Source organism: Nocardioides sp. NPDC006273, from assembly GCF_040613495.1.
Classification (GTDB): domain Bacteria; phylum Actinomycetota; class Actinomycetes; order Propionibacteriales; family Nocardioidaceae; genus Nocardioides.
Genome location: NZ_JBEXSD010000012.1, coordinates 60,700 through 78,357, shown reverse-complemented (window position 1 = coordinate 78,357; position 17,658 = coordinate 60,700). Strand labels below are relative to the sequence as shown.

The 17,658-nt window shown below is 69.3% G+C and carries 15 protein-coding genes; 10 read left to right on the top strand and 5 right to left on the bottom strand.

Annotated elements, in window-relative coordinates:
• Positions 1-103 precede the first annotated feature (103 nt).
• Positions 104-1,270 (top strand): ABC transporter substrate-binding protein, encoded by a 1,167-nt coding sequence (locus tag ABZZ22_RS07810; RefSeq protein WP_354928869.1) that lies wholly within the window; start codon positions 104-106, stop codon positions 1,268-1,270.
• A gap of 17 nt (positions 1,271-1,287) precedes the next feature.
• On the opposite strand, the gene ABZZ22_RS07805 is transcribed toward ABZZ22_RS07810, so the two are convergent.
• From ABZZ22_RS07805 to kdgD, 4 genes are all read right to left on the bottom strand, one after another.
• Positions 1,288-1,785, bottom strand: a complete 498-nt coding sequence (locus tag ABZZ22_RS07805) for a sulfite exporter TauE/SafE family protein (RefSeq protein WP_354928866.1) — start codon at positions 1,783-1,785, stop codon at positions 1,288-1,290.
• Positions 1,786-2,112: 327 nt separating this feature from the next.
• Complete coding sequence (locus ABZZ22_RS07800) at positions 2,113-3,456, bottom strand: enolase C-terminal domain-like protein (protein WP_354928863.1); 1,344 nt, start codon at positions 3,454-3,456, stop codon at positions 2,113-2,115.
• On the bottom strand, positions 3,453-4,946 hold the full coding sequence (locus ABZZ22_RS07795; RefSeq protein ID WP_354928860.1) for an aldehyde dehydrogenase (NADP(+)): 1,494 nt from the start codon (positions 4,944-4,946) through the stop codon (positions 3,453-3,455). The genes ABZZ22_RS07800 and ABZZ22_RS07795 overlap by 4 nt, the downstream gene beginning before the upstream one ends.
• Before the next feature lie 38 nt (positions 4,947-4,984).
• Positions 4,985-5,899, bottom strand: coding sequence for a 5-dehydro-4-deoxyglucarate dehydratase (gene kdgD, locus ABZZ22_RS07790; protein WP_354928857.1), 915 nt, complete (start codon positions 5,897-5,899; stop codon positions 4,985-4,987).
• Positions 5,900-6,726: 827 nt separating this feature from the next.
• On the opposite strand from kdgD, the gene ABZZ22_RS07785 reads away from it, so the two are divergent.
• Positions 6,727-7,989 (top strand): DUF222 domain-containing protein, encoded by a 1,263-nt coding sequence (locus ABZZ22_RS07785; RefSeq protein ID WP_354928854.1) that lies wholly within the window; start codon positions 6,727-6,729, stop codon positions 7,987-7,989.
• A gap of 426 nt (positions 7,990-8,415) precedes the next feature.
• On the opposite strand, the gene ABZZ22_RS07780 is transcribed toward ABZZ22_RS07785, so the two are convergent.
• Positions 8,416-9,327 (bottom strand): LysR family transcriptional regulator, encoded by a 912-nt coding sequence (locus ABZZ22_RS07780; RefSeq protein WP_354928851.1) that lies wholly within the window; start codon positions 9,325-9,327, stop codon positions 8,416-8,418.
• A gap of 153 nt (positions 9,328-9,480) precedes the next feature.
• Here ABZZ22_RS07780 and ABZZ22_RS07775 point away from each other — a divergent pair, with 153 nt between their 5' ends.
• The 8 genes from ABZZ22_RS07775 to ABZZ22_RS07740 all read left to right on the top strand — a co-directional run bounded on the left by ABZZ22_RS07775 (position 9,481) and on the right by ABZZ22_RS07740 (position 17,648).
• The gene (locus ABZZ22_RS07775) at positions 9,481-10,476 is read left to right on the top strand and encodes a tripartite tricarboxylate transporter substrate binding protein (protein ID WP_354928848.1); all 996 of its coding nucleotides are present in this window, start codon (positions 9,481-9,483) and stop codon (positions 10,474-10,476) included.
• A 41-nt stretch (positions 10,477-10,517) separates the two neighbouring features.
• Complete coding sequence (locus tag ABZZ22_RS07770) at positions 10,518-11,048, top strand: tripartite tricarboxylate transporter TctB family protein (protein WP_354928845.1); 531 nt, start codon at positions 10,518-10,520, stop codon at positions 11,046-11,048.
• A 174-nt stretch (positions 11,049-11,222) separates the two neighbouring features.
• Positions 11,223-12,761: a tripartite tricarboxylate transporter permease gene (locus tag ABZZ22_RS07765; RefSeq protein ID WP_354928842.1), complete on the top strand. Its 1,539-nt coding sequence runs from the start codon at positions 11,223-11,225 to the stop codon at positions 12,759-12,761.
• A gap of 12 nt (positions 12,762-12,773) precedes the next feature.
• Positions 12,774-13,169, top strand: coding sequence for a universal stress protein (locus ABZZ22_RS07760; protein WP_354928839.1), 396 nt, complete (start codon positions 12,774-12,776; stop codon positions 13,167-13,169).
• The gene (locus tag ABZZ22_RS07755) at positions 13,166-14,440 is read left to right on the top strand and encodes a glucarate dehydratase family protein (RefSeq protein WP_354928836.1); all 1,275 of its coding nucleotides are present in this window, start codon (positions 13,166-13,168) and stop codon (positions 14,438-14,440) included. The genes ABZZ22_RS07760 and ABZZ22_RS07755 overlap by 4 nt, the downstream gene beginning before the upstream one ends.
• A gap of 136 nt (positions 14,441-14,576) precedes the next feature.
• A complete protein-coding gene (locus ABZZ22_RS07750) occupies positions 14,577-15,785 on the top strand; it encodes a hypothetical protein (protein WP_354928833.1) in 1,209 nt (402 codons plus the stop codon).
• 20 nt (positions 15,786-15,805) lie between these two features.
• Positions 15,806-16,324, top strand: coding sequence for a TRAP transporter small permease (locus tag ABZZ22_RS07745; RefSeq protein WP_354928830.1), 519 nt, complete (start codon positions 15,806-15,808; stop codon positions 16,322-16,324).
• Between the two features lie 28 nt (positions 16,325-16,352).
• Positions 16,353-17,648, top strand: coding sequence for a TRAP transporter large permease (locus ABZZ22_RS07740; protein WP_354928827.1), 1,296 nt, complete (start codon positions 16,353-16,355; stop codon positions 17,646-17,648).
• The last annotated feature ends 10 nt before the right edge of the window (positions 17,649-17,658 follow it).

The window sequence follows — 17,658 nt, the reverse complement described above, 5'->3', positions numbered from 1 at the left end:
ACTTGCGGACATCGCGACGAATTGCTCGCTGTCAGGCCGTGGTGTGTGGCAGTGTTCGGCTACTCGAAATCTGCTCCACGTCCTCCCACAGATGGAGTCTCCCGTGACCGGATCGGCCAACCGGCAGCTGTTCGTTCTCGCGACCGTCTCGTCGCTCACCTTCGGCCTCGCCGGGTGCGCCTCGAGCTCGGAGTCGAAGGTCTCGATCGGCCTGGTGGTTCCGGCGTCCGGGGCGCACGAGTCGATCGGCACCGACATGACCCGCGGCTTCGACCTCTACCTCGACCAGCACGACGGGCAGCTCGGCGGCAGGCTGGTCGACGTCGTCGAGGCCGACGAGGGCGACCACGTGCAGACCGGGGTCGCCGCGGTCGCCAGGCTGATCGAGGAGGACGAGGTCCATGCGGTCGTCGGGCTGGTCGGCTCGGAGACGGCGCTCGCGGCCAAGTCCGTCGCGACCGCCAACGAGACGCCGCTGATCGTGACCGGCGCCGGAGCCGACCGGTTCGCCGACGGCTCCGACTATCTGTGGCGGACGTCCTCGACCAACGCAGGACTCGGCGGCTCGCTCGGGAAGGCGGTCGCCGTGGACACCGACCGGGGCTCGGCGTACGTCATCGCCTCCGACGACGCGACCGGGCACGAGCTCGCCGACAGCTTCATGATCGCCGTCGAGGCGTCGGGCGGGACCATCTCGGGCCAGGGATACACGTCGTCCGGCGCGTCCCGGGAGTGGTCCGGCCTTCTCAACGAGGCCGCGAAGTCGGGGGCGGACGCCATCTACGCCGCCTATGCCGGGAAGCAGGCTGAGGCGTTCGTGCGGGCCTACCGCGAGTCCCGCGTGTCTCGGAGGATCCCGCTCTACGGTCCCGGCTTCCTCACCGAGGGCGACGTCCTGACCACGTTGGCCGGCGCCGCCACCGGGGTGCGGACCGCGCTGCACTACAGCGCCGCGGTCGACTCGCTGGCCAACGCCGCCTTCGTGCTGGACTACCGCGAGGCGTACGACGCCACTCCGACGGTCTACGCGGTGCAGGCCTATGACGCGGCGGCTGCACTCGACAAGGCTCTCGCGCTCTCCGACGATCTCGACCGTAACGAGATCGCCGATTCCCTCGGGTCGGTCGGCACCATCGCCAGCCCACGCGGGAACTGGTCCTTCGACCCCAATAACAACCCGGACCAGCCCTACTTCCTGCGCGTGGTCAAGGACGGCCCCGACGGGCACAGCAACGTGGTGCTGCGCAAGATCGGCTCGACCAGCGGCTGATCTCTGCCACCCGCGCGCTAGCTGGTCGCCAGGTGCAGCGCGAGACCGAGCCCGGCGAGGCCGACCAGCCAGCGCAGGGGGCGCTCGGGCGCGACGCGGACGATCCCGGGCCCCAGGAAGCCGCCGATCACCGCCCCCAGCCCGAGGGCGATCGCTGCAGGCCAGTCGACGGAAGCGAAGAAGACGTACGCGATCGCCGCGGTGCCGTTGGCGACGCCGGTCGCGACGTTCTTGACGGCGTTGGTGATCGCGAGCGCCTCGGTTCGCTCGAGCACGAGCACGGCCAGCGCGATGATGCCGACACCCGCGCCGAAGTAGCCGCCGTAGATGCCGAGCACGAAGACGATGACGCCCCAGCCGAAGCCGCGCGCCAACGTACGCCTGCCTGCACCGTCCGGCGGTAGGGCGTCGATCGGTGGTCGAGCTTGTCGAGACGCCCTTGCAGCAGCAGCCCATCCCCTGATCCGGTCACGGAGCAGCAGAAGGATTGCACCGCCGCCGACGAGCCAGGGCACGATCGCCTCGAAGGCCTCTGCCGGCGTGGTGAGCAGCAGAGCCGCGCCGACCGCAGGAACGAAGCCAGACCCAGCCAGGCGATCCTTCTGCCCTGGCCGCGGAGCTCGCGTCGTGAGCCCGCGATGGTGCCGCCGGTGACGCCGAACATCGCCACGGTGTTGGTGACGTTGGCGACGACCGGCGGCAAGCCCGCGGCCAGCAGGGAGGGGTAGCTGACCAGCGAGGCCAGACCGGCCACCGAGCCGGTCAGTCCGGCGCCGATACCGGCGAGCAGGAGCCAGGCGAGCTCGGCGCTCACCGGGCCGACACTCGCGCAGCCTCCGCGTTCATCGGACCAGGCAGGGGCGCTTGGGGTCGAAGGTCCACCCCGGCACCAGGTACTGCATGGCGACGCCGTCGTCGCGCACGCCGAGGCCGTGCTCGAGGTAGAGCTCGTGCGCGGCCGCGACCCGCTCGCGGTCGAGCCGGATCCCGAGGCCGGGGGCCGTCGGGACCTCGATGGCACCGTCGCGGATCTCCAGGGGCGACTCGGTCAGCCCCTGGCCGTCCTGCCAGATCCAGTGGGTGTCCAGCGCGGTGATCTCCCCCGGCGCCGCGGCGCCGACGTGGGTGAACATCGCCAGCGAGACGTCGAAGTGGTTGTTGGAGTGGGAGCCCCAGGTCAGCCCGAAGTCATGGCACAGCTGGGCGACGCGGACGGAGCCGGACATGGTCCAGAAGTGCGGGTCGGCCAGCGGGATGTCGACGGCGTTCGTACGGATCGCGTGCGCCATCTGACGCCAGTCGGTGGCGATCATGTTGGTCGCCGTACGCAGCCCGGTGGCGCGCTTGAACTCGGCCATGATCTCGCGGCCCGAGTAGCCGCCCTCGGCGCCGCAGGGGTCCTCGGCGTACGCGAGCACGTCGTCCTTGCCCTTCAGCAGCCGGACCGCGTCGGCGAGCAGCCAGCCGCCGTTGGGGTCGAGGGTGATCCGGGCGTCGGGGAAGCGCTCGTGGAGGGCGGTCACCGCGGCGACCTCCTCCTCGCCGGGGAGGACGCCGCCCTTGAGCTTGAAGTCGGTGAAGCCGTAGCGGGCCTGGGCGGCCTCGGCGAGGCGTACGACCGCCTCGGGGGTCAGCGCGACCTCTCTCCTGATGCGGTCCCAGTCGTCGGCGGCGTCAGACTCCCGCAGGTAGGGCAGGTCGGTCTTGTCGGGGTCGCCGACGTAGAAGAGGTAGCCGAGCATCGGGACGCTGTCTCGCTGCTGGCCGTCGCCGAGCAGCTCGGCGACCGGCACACCCTGCGCCTGACCTGCGAGATCGAGGAGCGCGGACTCCAGTGCGGTGACGGCGTGGACGGTCGTACGCAGGTCGAACGTCTGGGCTCCGCGGCCGCCGGCGTCGCGGTCGGCGAACCGCTCCGCGACCTGCCGAAGCAGGCTGCGGTAGCGGGTCACGGGCTGCCCCACGAGCAGCTCGGCGGCCTCCTCGATGGTGCGTCGGATCGGCTCGCCGCCGGGGACCTCGCCGACACCCTCGCGGCCCTCGGAGTCGGTGAGGATCGCGATGTTGCGGCAGAAGGTCGGCGCGTGCGCGCCGCTGAGGTTGAGCAGCATCGAGTCATGACCTGCGACGGGGACGACCTCGATCTTGGCGATCGTTGGCCCCATGGTGGGCACAGCGCTGGTCATGGCAGCTGCAGCTCGCCGTCGATCCGGCGGGCGAGGTGCCACGGGTTGTCGTCGCGTACGGCCTCCGGGAGGAGGGCCGCGGGGACGTCCTGGTAGGCGACCGGACGCTGGAAGCGCTCGATCGCGAGGCTGCCGACCGAGGTGGTGCGGGAGTCGGAGGTGGCCGGGAACGGGCCGCCGTGGACCATCGCGTGACCGACCTCGACGCCGGTGGGCCAGCCGTTGAAGAGGATCCGGCCGACCTTCAGCTCGAGCGCGGAGACGACCTGGGCGGCGGCCTCGTCGTCGGCATCGGTGGCGTGGACCGTCGCGGTCAGCTGGCCCTCGAGGGAGCTCAGGCTGGGCAGCAGCTCGTCGACGGAGTCGTAGCGGACCACGACGCCGGAGGCACCGAAGATCTCGTCGGTCACACCGTCGAGGCGGGCGGCCTCGACGATCTGGGGTGCGGGGGCGCACTCCGCGCCTGCCTTGCCCTCGCCGACGACGGTGACGCCGTCGGTGGCGCGGAGCGTCGCGATGCCCTTCTCGTAGGCGTTTGCGATGCCGGAGGTCAGCATGGTGGCGCCGACGGCCTCGGCCGTGGCGCGGCCGGCTGCGGCCAGGAAGGCGTCGCCGGCCTCGTTCTTCGGGAGGAAGAGCAGGCCGGGGTTGGTGCAGAACTGGCCGGCGCCGAGGGTGAGCGAGCCGACGTAGGCCTTGGCGAGTGCCTCGACGTCACCGTCGAGGGCGCCGGGGAGGACGACGACGGGGTTGATCGAGGACATCTCGGCGTAGACCGGGATCGGCTCAGGCCTGGCCGCCGCGGCCGCGGCGATCGCGAGCCCACCACCGCGGGATCCGGTGAAGCCGACGGCCTTGATCCGCGGGTCGACGACCAGGGCCTGGCCGAGCTCGATGCCGGCCTTGAAGTCGGTGGAGAGGAGGTAGGAGAAGGTGCCGGCCGGCAGGCCGGCCTTCTGGACGGCCCGGGTGACGGCCTGGGCGACCAGGTAGCCGGTCAGCGGGTGCGCCGGGTGGCCCTTCACGACCACCGGGCAGCCTGCGGCGAGCGCCGAGGCGGTGTCGCCGCCGGCGGTCGAGAAGGCGAGCGGGAAGTTGCTGGCGCCGAAGACCGCCACCGGGCCCAGCGGGATCTGGCGCTGACGGATGTCGGCGCGCGGGAGCGGGGTCCGGTCGGGGAGCGCCGGATCGATTCGTACGCCGAGGTGGTCACCGCGCCGCACGACGCCGGCGAACATCCGGAGCTGGCCGGTGGTGCGGCCGACCTCGCCGCTGATCCGGCCCTCGGGGAGGTGCGATTCGGCGACCGCGGCCTCGACGATCTCGGGGCGGGACGCCTCGATCTCGTCGGCGACGGCCTCGAGGAAGTCCGCGCGTGCCTCGGGGGTGGTCGCGCGGTAGCCGGCGAACGCCTCGGCTGCGGCGGTGGTGGCGGTGGTGACGTCGGGCTGCTCGGAGTCGGCTCCGGCGATGATCGAGCGGTAGCTCATGGTCCCTTCCTATCGGGTCGGTTCTAGGGAGGTCGGCGTCAGGAGATTCGGGCGACGAGGTCGCGCAGCTCGGCGACCTCTTCCTCGCGCAGGTCGGTCAGCGGCGGTCGGACCGGGCCGGCCGGTCGGCCGATCGCGGCCAGGCCACCCTTGACGATCGACACGGCATAGCCTGCCGTGCGGTCGCGAATGTCGAGGTAGGGGATCACGAACTCGTTGAGACGACGGTAGACCTCGTCGCGGTCCTGGGCGCGTACGGCGTCGTAGAACTCGATCGCCCACTTCGGCGCGAAGTTGAACAGCGCCGAGGAGTAGGTGCTCACGCCGAGCTGGAGCAGCGGCAGCGCGAAGGTCTCTGCCGTCGGAAGGCCACCGATGTAGGTGAGCCGGTCGCCGACCCGGGCGTAGGTGCGGGTCATCTGCTCGATGTTGCCGACGCCGTCCTTGAAGCCGATCAGCGTGGGGTTGCGGTCGGCGAGCTGCGCGACGGCCTTGTCGTGCAGGACCGCGTTGGCGCGGCTGTAGACGATCACGCCGAGACCGGTGGCCTCACAGACACGGCTGGCGTGCTCGACAAGGCCGTCCTGACCCGCCTCGGTGAGGTAGGGCGGCATCAACAGCAGACCGTCGGCCCCCGCCGCCTCCGCCGCCTTCGCCTGCGCGATGGCGTTGGAGGTGCTGCCCGTCGCGGGCGCCAAGACCGGAACCGCACCGGCGACCTCGTCAACGGCCGCGCGTACGACCCGGTCGGTCTCCTCCGGGGTCAACGAGAAGCCCTCCCCTGTCCCTCCGGCCGCGAAGAGGCCTGCGACGGGGTACTCGGCCAGCCAGCTCAAGTGCTTGCGATAGTTCTCTTCGTCGAACTGCAGGTCATCGTTGAAGTGAGTGACCGGGAACGAGAGAAGCCCGCTCTTGAGCTGGGCGGCCAGGTCGGTCGGGCTGTACTCGGTCACGAGTCACGTCCTTCAGGGGTTGTGAGGCAGAAGTGGTGCCCATCACGTTATGAACCTTCGGCGATGCCTGTCCAAGCCCGAATTTGAATCTCTTGATGCGCGTGGGGCATCGCGGGGGTGGGTGTGAGTTCGTCGAGACCACATCCCCACTGGTCGAGACCTCATCCCCGCTGGTCGAGACCTCCCTGTCCCCGCTGGTCGAGCCGCCGGAGCCGCTAGGCGGAGGCGTGTCGAGACCAACACAGTCGCTTCGGTGGTCGAGCTTGTCGAGACCGCCTGCCCCCGGTGGTCGAGCCTGTCGAGACCCCCTGCCCCCGGTGGTCGAGCCTGTCGAGACCCCCTGCCCCCGGTGGTCGAGCCTGTCGAGACCCCCCGCCCCCGGTGGTCGAGCCTGTCGAGACCCCCCGCCCCCGGTGGTCGAGCCTGTCGAGACCCCCTGCCGGAACGTCCCACCCGAAGGCTGGCGTGGGCCGCCGACCCTTCTTCGAGGATCTTCTCGACATGCCCCGGAGTCAAGGACGGCCTTCGGCCGCCGGCTACGCCGGCCGCTATCGCGGTCCTTGACACCGGACCACGTCGAGAAAAGATTTGGCTGGCTATCGGGGCGGCGGCCCGGGTGTGGCGCAGCGCATTCTTGCTTCGGAATGGTGGTGTTGATGGGGCGGGACGCTGGCCCTTCGGGCCACTTACCATCCACAGGTCCGAGGCCGTTCGCTCACCGCGAAAACAGGGTTTGACCTGCCAAGATAGGTAGATTCGCGTCGCCTGGTGGAGTAGAATCAGACCCATCATGACACGCCTCTGAACACGGGAGAGGAGGGGCGGCGATGAGTCTCGAACCCGAGATCAACCACTGGGGCACCAACCCTCAGGACCCGATCGACGCAGAGCTCGCCGCCCTCGAATCCTCCCTCGACACCCTGCTCGCCAGGGACCCCGCCTACTGGCGCACTGCGGAGAAGAAGGACCGGTTGAGGCGTTTGGAGATCATCCAGGCCAAGCAGGCCGCGCTGAAGCTCGGCGTCCTCGCTGTCTCCGGTGACATCGCTGAGGAGACCGGCGCGAAGGATGTCTCGGGGTGGATGCTGGCCGAGCTGTTGGTCGACAAGAAGATCGGTCGCGCCGAGGTGAAGCTCGCCGCCGGGCTCGCGAGGTACGAGCTCGTCGCCGCGGGCCTGGCTGAGGGTGTGGTGTCCCAGGACAAAGCCCGGGTGATCGTCAAGGCGCTCGAGGCGGTCGAGGCCGACCCGGTCGCCACTGCTGAGGACCTGATTCTCGCGGAGAAACTGCTGGTCGACTACGCCACCCAGATGACCGCCGACGACCTCAAGAACATCGGGAAGCGGATCCTGACCGAGGTCGACCCCGAACGGTTCGAGGCGGCCGAGGCCAAAGCCCTGCAGCGCGAGGAAGAACGCGCCCAGCGGCGTACGTTCTTCACGTCTCGTACCAACGGTGATGGGACCGTAGACATTCACGCCCGTGTCTCGAACGCGGTCGGGATGAGGCTTCGGACCATCCTGGACTCGTTGGCGCAGCCCCGGAAACTGTCATCGGAGGACCGTGGGCGTAAAGCACCGTATGACCGGCTGCTGGGCCAAGCCTTCGCTCGGATCGTTGAGACCTATGACGTGGACCAGCTGCCCCGTCATGGTGGCCACGCCACCACGGTGTTCATCACCATGAACGTGAAGGACCTCCGCAAGGACCTCGGCACCGCCGCGTTGGGGTTCGACGGGGAGCAGATCAGTGCTGCTGAGGCCCGCCGGATGGCTTGCAACGCCGACCTGATCCCGGTCGTGCTGGGGACAGGCTCGGAGATCCTCGACTTCGGCCGCAGCATCCGCCTGGCACATCCGGTCCAACACCGTGCACTCCGACTGCGGGACAAGTGCTGCCAAGCAGAAGACTGCGACGCACCAGCGGCCTGGACCGAAGCCCATCATCTGAAACCGTGGTCGGCAGGCGGCCGAACCGATCTAGCCAACATGGTGCTGTTGTGTTCGAGTGATCATCGTCGGATCCACGACCCCAACTACGACTATGAGCGCCTCCCGGATGGACGGATCCGGTTCACCCGCCGCGTCTGACCGCGCTGCGGCCTCCCCGGCCCACCGGCCGGCCTTGTGAAGGGTTTCACGAGGTCGACCCTCTGTCATAGCCGACGACTTCATGGTCTTCGCCAAGCCATAGGGGCGGCCACCTTGTGAACGATTCACGAGGTGTCATCGTCTAGCGCAGCACCCCCGCAGACCCTCCCTGGCAGGACCGGCCAACCCCGGTCCCCAAGCCCGTGCGCACCCCAATCTCGCTGCGCCATACCCCGCCGCCGACCCGATAGCCAGCCAAATTTCTCGCCGGATCACGGTGTCAAGGACCGCGAAGCGGCCGGCGAAGCCGGCGGCCGAAGGCCGTCCTTGACTCCGGGATCCGGCGTGAACACCATCCATAACGGGTCGGCGGCTCCAACCCAACAAGAACGACCAGCCCCGAAGCCCTCACGGAAAGCCCCAGCCCTACCGATTCATCTCGATGATCGCATCAAGAACCCGCCGTACGACCGGACTGACAGACCCCCGCGCCCAGATCGCATGCAGCTCGACCGGACGCTCGGGGTCCTTGTCCAAGCGAGTGTCGCCGCCGCCGTGCTCGATGGGGCGGAAGACGACGCCTTCGACGTGCAGCGAGCTGGCCGAGACCGGGACGAAGCCGACGCCACGATCGGCGGAGACCAGGAGCATGGCGGTGAGGACCTGGTGGACGCGCTGCTCGATGCGGGGGTGGGCGTTGGCGAGGAAGCGTACGGAGAGCTCGTGGAAGTAGCGCGACTGCTGGGGGTGGTAGCCGATGACGGGCTCGCCTTCGAAGTCCTGCGGGGTGAGCGGTCGGTCCAGCTCGGCCAGCCGGTGTCCTTGTGGCAGCACGGCCATCAAGGGCTCCCGGGAGATGACTCGCGAGGAGAGCAGCTCGGTGTCGAAGGGCGGGCGGGCCAGGCCGATGTCGATCTCACCGTGGCGGATGCCGTCCACCTGGGCGAGCGTGACCCGCTCGGAGAGCCGCACCTCGACGTCCGGGACCTCGACGGTGAGGCGGCGCAGCAGGGGGCCCAGGATCGAGATGGCCGAGACCGCGGTGAAGCCGAGCCGGACCACACCGGCGGCACCCGCGTCGACGCGACGGGCCAGGTCACCGGCGCTCTCGACGAGGTTGAGCATCCGGTAGGCCTCGTCGAGAAAGGCCGCGCCGGCGCCGGTCAGGGCGACCCGGCGGTTGTCCCGCTCGAGCAGCTGCGCGCCGACCGACTTCTCCAGCTTCTGGATCTGTCGCGACAACGGGGGCTGGGTCATCCGGAGCCGCTCGGCCGCCCTGCCGAAGTGGAGCTCCTCGGCGACCGCGACGAAAGAACGCACCTGGTCGAGGGTGATCATTTCGCCAGGGTAGACCACGATGCACCAAGTGGAACACTCTATGCCGAAACGGGCTTGGACCGGTATCGCCAGGGCTCTTAGTGTCGGTGATCACACGACCTCGGGCCACCGTATTGCGCCAACCGGCCCGACCACTCGGACCTAGGAGCAACGATGCGTACGACCAACCACCTTCTCGCCGCGACTGCCGGCGTCGCGGCCCTGGCCCTCTCCGCCTGTGGCGTCTCGAACACGACCGGTGGCAGCGGTGACGGCGAGGAGTATCCCGCCGGCACCGTCGAGATGTACGTCGGCGCCTCGGCCGGTGGGTCCAGCGACCTGATCAGCCGCGCGGTCTCCAAAGGCCTCTCCGACGAGCTCGGCGCCTCCTTCCCGGTGATCAACCAGGAAGGCGCCAACGGCGCGCTCGCCGCCAACAAGGTGGCGAAGGCCAAGGCCGACGGCAAGACCATCGCCATCCAGAACGCCTCGCTGTTCGCCATCACGCCGCTGGCGGTCAGCGAGGACGAGGTCACCGATCTCGCCGACTTCGACGTGGTCCAGGGCGTCTCCCGCGACGACTACGTCATGGTCACCGGCCCGAAGAGCGGCTTCAAGTCGCTCGACGACATCAAGGCCGCGAAGACGAAGGTCACCTACGCCACCACCGGCGTCGGCACCGGCGCCCAGCTCTCCTGCGGCCTGACCTACGCCTCTGCCGACATCGACGCCGAGGCCGTGCCGTTCGACGGCGGCGCGCCGGCCCTGACCGCGGTGCTCGGCAACCAGGTCGACACCGCCTGCATCCAGGTCGGTGAGGCGATCGAGAACATCGAGTCCGGGAAGCTGACCCCGCTCAGCGTCTTCGGTCCGGAGCGGGTGGAGTACCTTCCGGAGGTCCCGACCGCCAAGGAGCAGGGCCTCGACGTCGAGGTCGCGCAGTACCGCTTCATGACCGTCCCGAAGGGCACCCCGGACGACGTCAAGGACACCATCGCCGAAGCGATGCAGGCGACGTTCAAGACCGAGGAGTACCAGGCCTTCAACAAGCAGAACAGCCTCACCCCGATGGAGATCTCCGGCGACGAGGTGGTGGCCCAGCTCGACGAGGACAAGAAGCGCTTCGCCGACCTGGTCGAGCAGTACGGTCTCGACCTCGGTCAGGGCTGAGCAGCACCCGGCCCGGCAGAACACACGACGAAGGCATGACGATGAGCGACGAACGTACCCCAGCTTCTGACCAGGACATCCTGGATGAGATTCAGGCCGAGGTGGCCCACGACCTGGAGGAGGAGCGACCTCCTTCCGGCGGGCCGACATACCAGGTGGTCGGGGCGCTCGTCGCTCTCGTCGTCGGTATCGGCGGCGCCGTCCTCTCCTACGGCTACGGCATGGGCTCGCTGCGTCAGCCCGGCCCCGGCATGTGGCCGTTCGTGGTCAGCGTCGCCATCGCCCTGATGGCGGCGGCGCTGCTCGTCGTCGGCCGTGGGCTGAACGACAGCGAGAAGTTCACCCGCTCCAGCGCGCTCCCCGCGGTCGGCCTGGTCACCTTCATCTTGCTGGCCATGCTGATGCCCGTGATCGGCTTCGAGATCCCGTCGCTGCTGCTGTGCGTCGTGTGGCTGAGATTCCTCGGCGGCGAGACCTGGCGCAGCACGATCATCACCGCAGGTATCACGGTCGCCGCGTTCTACTTCCTGTTCCTCTACGGGCTGCGCATCCCGCTGCCCCACCTGTTCTGAGCGGAGCCCTAAGGCCATGTCTCCTGAGTCCACGCCCACTACGCGACGTTTCGCATCCGATCTGGCTGCGTTGCCGCCGCTCGACAGCCTCCAGGATGCCTTCGCAGCGGACGCCTTGCCAGATCGGCCCGAAACGCCGCTCGTGGCCGCCGTGTCTTCAGGAGACATGGCCTGATGGACGTCAACGCCTTTCTCGACGGCTTCGCGCTCGTCACCGAACCGCAGAACCTGCTCTACTGCCTGATCGGCGTGCTCATCGGCATGCTGATCGGCGTACTCCCCGGCCTCGGGCCGGCGGCCACGATCGCCATTCTGCTGCCGATCACCTACAGCATCGACCCGGTCTCCGCGATCATCATGCTGGCCGGCATCTACTACGGCGCCCAGTACGGCGGCACGATCACCTCGGTCCTGCTCCGACTACCGGGCGAGGCCTCATCGGTCGTCACCGTCTTCGACGGCTTCGCCCTCGCCAAGCAGGGCAAGGCCGGGACGGCCCTCGGCATCGCCGCGATCGGCTCCTTCGTGGGCGCGACCGTCTCGATCCTCGGCCTGACCCTGGTGGCTCCGCTGATCGCCGGCTGGGCGCTCAACTTCGGTGACCCGGAGTACGCCGCGCTCGCCCTCCTGGGCGTCCTGCTGGTCGCCACCATCGGCAACGGCAACAAGCTCAAGGCGATGATCGCCGCCGCGCTCGGTCTGCTGCTGGCCACGGTCGGCCGGGACAGCTTCAGCGGCGCCGAGCGCTTCACCTTCGGCAGCCTGCAGCTGACCGAGGGCATCGACTTCGTGGTCGTCGCGATGGGCCTCTTCGGTGTCGGCGAGATCCTCTACAACCTCGAGGAGCGGCACGGGAAGCCCCACGTCCCCGCCGTCGTCACCAACATCTGGCCCTCCCGCAAGGACATCAAGCAGTCCTCCGGCGCCATCGGCCGCGGCTCGCTGATCGGCTTCGTCCTGGGCGTGCTGCCCGGTGGCGGCGCCGTGATGTCCTCCCTGGCCGCGTACGCCGCGGAGAAGCGCATCTCCAAGCACCCCGAGCGCTTCGGCCGTGGCGCCATCGAGGGCGTCGCGGCCCCCGAGACGGCCAACAACGCCGCCGCGACCTCCTCGTTCATCCCGCTGCTGACCCTCGGCATCCCGGCCAACGCCTCGATGGCGATGCTCTTCGGCGCCCTGCTGATCCTCGGCATCTCGCCCGGTCCGCAGCTGGTCGAGGAGCGCCCCGACCTGTTCTGGGGCGTCATCAACTCGATGTACATCGGCAACCTGATCCTGCTGATCCTGAGCATCCCGCTGGTGGGTATCTTCGTCCGCATCCTGCGGGTGCGCCCGGCGATCCTGGCCCCGATCACCGCGCTGATCACCATCCTGGGCGTCTACACGATCAACAACTCCACCTTCGACATCTTCGTGATGATCGTCTTCGGTCTGATCGGCTACCTGATGAAGAAGGTCGGCTTCGAGCCCGGCCCGATGGTGCTCGCCTTCGTCCTCGGCTCGATCGTGGAGGACGGCTTCCGCCGCTCGATGCTGATCTTCGACGGCGACCCGACCGGCTTCTTCACCCGGCCGATCTCGGGCACCATCCTGGCGGCCTTCGTCCTGGTCGCGCTCTGGCCGGCCGCGAAGGCGCTCCTGACCCGCCGCAAGGCCGCCACCGTCACCCCGGCTCCGGCCGAACGCGACGACGTCGACACCCCGACCCGCTGAGAGAGGCACACCATGACCATCCTGATCGGCTACGTACCCACCCCGGTAGGTGAGGCGGCCCTCGAGGCCGGCCTGGCCGAGGCGGCCGCACGCGGCGACGACGCCGTGATCGTCAACAGCCCGCGCCGCGGTGCCACCGTGGATGCCGACCTCGTCGACGAGACCACCGCCGCGGAACTCGTCGCCCGCGCCGCCGAGGCCGGTGTGACCGCCCGCGTCGACCACACCACGCACGGCGCGGACGTCGTGGAGACCTTCGACGCGCTGGTCGCATCGACCGGGGCCCGGCTGATCGTGATCGGCCTGCGCCGCCGCTCCCCTGTCGGCAAGGCCCTGCTGGGCAGCGACGCCCAGCGCATCCTGCTCGACGCCGGCGTACCGGTTCTCGCGGTCAAGCCCACCGCATGAGTGGGCCAAGCACCAGCCGTATCTCCAAGGTCGTCGTCACGCCGGTCGCGTTCGCCGACCCACCACTGCTCAACGTGGTCGGCGTCCACCAGCCGTGGGCGCTGCGCGCGATCGTCGAGCTCCACACCGACACCGGCCTGCTCGGCCTCGGGGAGACGTACGCCGACGAGACCCACCTCGCCCGGCTCGACGCCGTCGCCCAGGCGCTCCCCGGCTCCGATCCCTACGACACCAACGCCCTGCGCCGGCTCGTCGTCGACGTGCTCGGCAAGGAGACCGGCGGGGCCGGCGCCTCTTTCGGCGGCATGCTCGACGTCTCCTCCGCGGTCGACACCGTCTACTCCCCCTTCGAGGTCGCCTGCCTCGACCTGGTCGCGCGCGAGGCCGGCAGACCGGTGAGCGATCTGCTCGGCGGCGCCGTGCGCGACCGGGTGCCGTTCAGCGGCTACCTCTTCTACAAGTGGGCCGGCCACCCGGGCATGCCAGACGATGACTGGGGCGAAGCGCTCAACCCCGAGCAGATCGTCACCCAGGCGAGACGGATGGTCGACGGCTGGGGTTTCGGCTCGCTCAAGCTCAAGGGCGGGGTGCTCCCGCCCGAGGACGAGTGCGCTGCGATCGAGGCGCTGCGCGATGCCTTCCCGGACCTGCCGCTGCGCCTGGATCCCAACGGCGCCTGGACACCGGAGACCTCGGTGAGGGTCGCCGAGCGGCTGGCGGGCGTCGTGGAGTATCTCGAGGACCCCACCCCCGGCATCGAGGCGATGGCACAGGTCGCGGCACGCACCGACGTACCCCTGGCCACCAACATGTGCGTGATCGCCTTCGAGCATCTCAGACCGGCGATCGCTGCCGACGCGGTCCAGATCGTGCTCTCCGACCACCATCTATGGGGCGGGCTACGCCGCTCGGCGCTGCTGGGCGGCATCACCGACACCTTCGGGATGGGCCTGTCGATGCACAGCAACTCCCATCTCGGCGTCTCGCTGGCCGCGATGGTCCAGCTGGCCGCCGCGACCCCCAACCTGACCTATGCCTGCGACACCCACTACCCGTGGAAGACCCAGGACGTCGTACGCCCCGGGGTGCTCGACTTCGACGACGGCGCGGTCGCAGTGCCGACGGGGCCGGGCCTTGGTGTCGAGCTCGACCGTGACCTGCTCGGCGAGCTGCACGAGCAGTACCTCGGCTGCGGCGTACGCCGCCGGGAGGACACCGTCTACATGCGTTCGATCGACCCCGCCTTCACGCCGAACACAGCGCGCTGGTGACCGCGTCAGCAATACCTTCACAGTATCGCCTAATGCGATATGTGGCTTGGACACGAATCGCTAATCCTGACAGTCTCCTGTGACCAGGGCCACAGGTGGGCCCAGTCACAGAACCACGAGCCAGGAGCAGACACCGGTGACACAGATCCAAGCAGGCGAGACCGAGGCTGTACAGCCGGTACCGGTCGTCGGCTATGCCTACCCCTGGGACGTGATCGGCGATCCTTCGTTCGCCGACCGCGCCCGGAGTCTCGGAGTCTCGAAGGTCGCCCTCGCCGCGGCCTACCACACCACTCGCGCCGCGACCCCGCTCCACCCCGAGCACCGGTTCGTCGAGGCCCGCAGCGCGGCGCTCTATCGCCCGGTGCGCGCCGAGGCGTGGGACGGCGCCCGGCTGGTGCCGCCCCCGGCGACCTGGGTCGCCGCGGAGGACCCCTACGGCGAGGCGAGCGCCATCCTGACCGACGCCGGGTTCGAGGTCGCCGCCTGGATCGTGCTGACCCATTCCAGCCGCCTCGGTGAGGCCAACCCCGACCTCGCGGTCGTCAACTGCTGGGGCGAGCCCTACCCCTACGCGCTCTGCGCCCGCCACGAGGACGTCCGCCGCTACGCGGAGACCCTGGCCGCCGAGGCCGTCCGCGACACTGCGACCTCCACGGTCATCCTGGAGGCGTGCGGCCAGCTCGGCTTCGGCCACGGCGGACACCACGAGAAGACCGACGGCGCCTACGACGCCGCCACGCAGCAGCTGCTCTCGATCTGCTGCTGCGCCGGCTGCCGCGAGGACTGGGCCGGCCGCGGGCTCGACGCCGACGCCACCGTTGCGGCCCTGCGTGCCGCGACCGGCGCTGACGCCGCCGACGCCACCGTGGACGCCGAGACCCTCGACACCATCCTCGCCTCCCGCCACGCCGCGGCCGACGAGCTCCGCCACCGGGTGATCGCCGCCGTACGCGAGGCCGCTCCCGACGTCGTCGAGATCGCGGTGCACGCCCAGCCCGACCCGTGGGCCACCGGAGCCAGCCCGGGCCTGACCCCGACCACGCCCGACGACGTCGACCTGGTCGTCTCCTTCTGCTGGCCGACCACCGAGGCCGCGGTGGAGACCGGACGCCGGCTCGTCGAGTCGCTCTCCGGAAAGGCAGCGGCCGCTGCGTACGTCACCGTTCTCCCGCCCACCACCGAGGACGCCTTCGGCGGCCATGTGCGGGCGCTGGTCGATGCCGGGATCGACCAGATCCACCTCTACCACCTCGGCCTGGCGGGCTCGGACAGGCAGCACCTGCTCGCCGAGGCGACCGAGGTTCCCCACCACCGCCGCGACGAGGACGGACTGTCGGAATGAACGTAGACAACGAGAACGCTGTGCCACATGAGAAATCTGGCTTCACGCGCACCTGGCGCGCGGTCGACACGGTCTTCGAGGTGTTCTGCATCCTGTGCCTGATCGCCACGGTGCTGATCGTGCTCTGGCAGGTGTTCAGCCGAGAGCTGCTGAGCAGCTCCCCCACCTGGAGCGAGGAGAGCGCGCGGATCCTGCTGGTCTGGATCGGCTTCCTCGGTGCCGCGATCGGCTTTCGCGAAGGCGCCCACATCGCGGTCACCTTCCTGGTGGACAAGTTCCCGGCGATGCTCCAGGCGGTGATCGACCGGGGCATCCAGGTGCTGTTGATCGGGTTCGGTCTCTTCCTGGTCGTCCAGGGCACCCAGTTCGTCATCGACGCCCGGATGGCCACGCTGCCCGGCACGGGTCTCCCCCGCAGCGTCTCCTACCTCATGATGCCGGTCGCCGGCGCCATGGTCATCCTCTACACCGTCCTCCAGGCCTTCGGCGTGAGCACCAAGCGCTACGTCGAGGCCGGCGACGCAGCCGAGCTCGACTGAGCCGCCGAGAGCCGAGAGAGCCCCCATCATGCCTATCGATCCGCTTGCCATCACCATCCTTCTGGGCGGCTTCGCCGTCCTCGTCGTCCTCCGCGTCCCGGTCGCTCTGGCGCTCGCCCTGGCCGCCCTCTTCGAAGCGCTCTATCTCGGGCTTCCACTGACCACCGTCGGCCAGCGGATGGTCGCCGGCCTCGACACGTTCGCCCTGCTCGCCATCCCCTTCTTCATCCTCGGCGGCGAGATCATGGGCGCCGGCGGCATCTCGCGTCGTCTGATCGCCTTCGCCGGCCTGCTGGTCGGCTGGGTGCGCGGCGGTCTCGGGATGGTCAACATCGGCGCCAGCACCTTCTTCGGGGCCCTGTCCGGCTCCTCGGTCGCGGACGTCTCCGCGATCGGCTCGGTGACCATCCCGATGATGAAGAAGCGCGGCTACGACACCGACTACGCGGTCGCGGTCACCGTCGCGGGCGCCACCCAGGCGGTCATGATCCCGCCGAGCCACAACCTGATCATCTACTCGATGGCCGCAGGCGGCGTCTCCATCGGCGCCCTGTTCACCGCCGGCATCGTCCCGGGCATCCTGCTCGGCACGGCACTGATGACCCTGGCGTACATCCTGGCGGTCAAGCGTGGCTACCCGAAGGAGGAGCTGGTCCCCCTCAAGGACGTCCCCAAGATCATCAGCGACGGGCTGCTCAGCCTGCTCATGCCGGTGATCATCCTGGGCGGGATCCTCAGCGGCATCTTCACCGCGACCGAGTCGGCGGCGATCGCCTGCCTGTACGCCTTCGTCCTGACCTTCTTCGTCTACCGCGACCTTCCCCTCAAGGCGATGGTCCCGATCCTGCAGAGCGCCCTGCGCACCCTCGGGGTGGTGTTGTTCATCATCGCGGCGGCCGGCGCCTTCGGCTACTTCCTGGCCTTCCTGCAGGTGCCGGCGCTGGCCACCGACGCCCTGCTCGGCATCTCCAGCAACGTCGTCGTCGTGCTGCTGCTGATCAACCTGCTGCTGCTCGCGCTCGGCGCGATCATGGACATGGCGCCACTGATCGTGATCATGACGCCGATCCTGCTGCCGGTCGCCACCGGCCTCGGCATGGACCCGGTCCAGTTCGGGATCATGCTGGTCCTCAACCTGGCCATCGGCCTCATCACCCCGCCGGTCGGCAACGTCCTCTTCGTCGGCTGCGCCATCGGACGTACGTCCATCGAGAAGGTGATCAGGACGGTCGGTCTCTTCCTGATCCCGTTGCTCGTCGTCCTGATGCTGATCACCTTCGTCCCGTTCTTCTCCCTGGCCCTCCCCGATGCGCTCGGACAGTAGTCACCCCCTC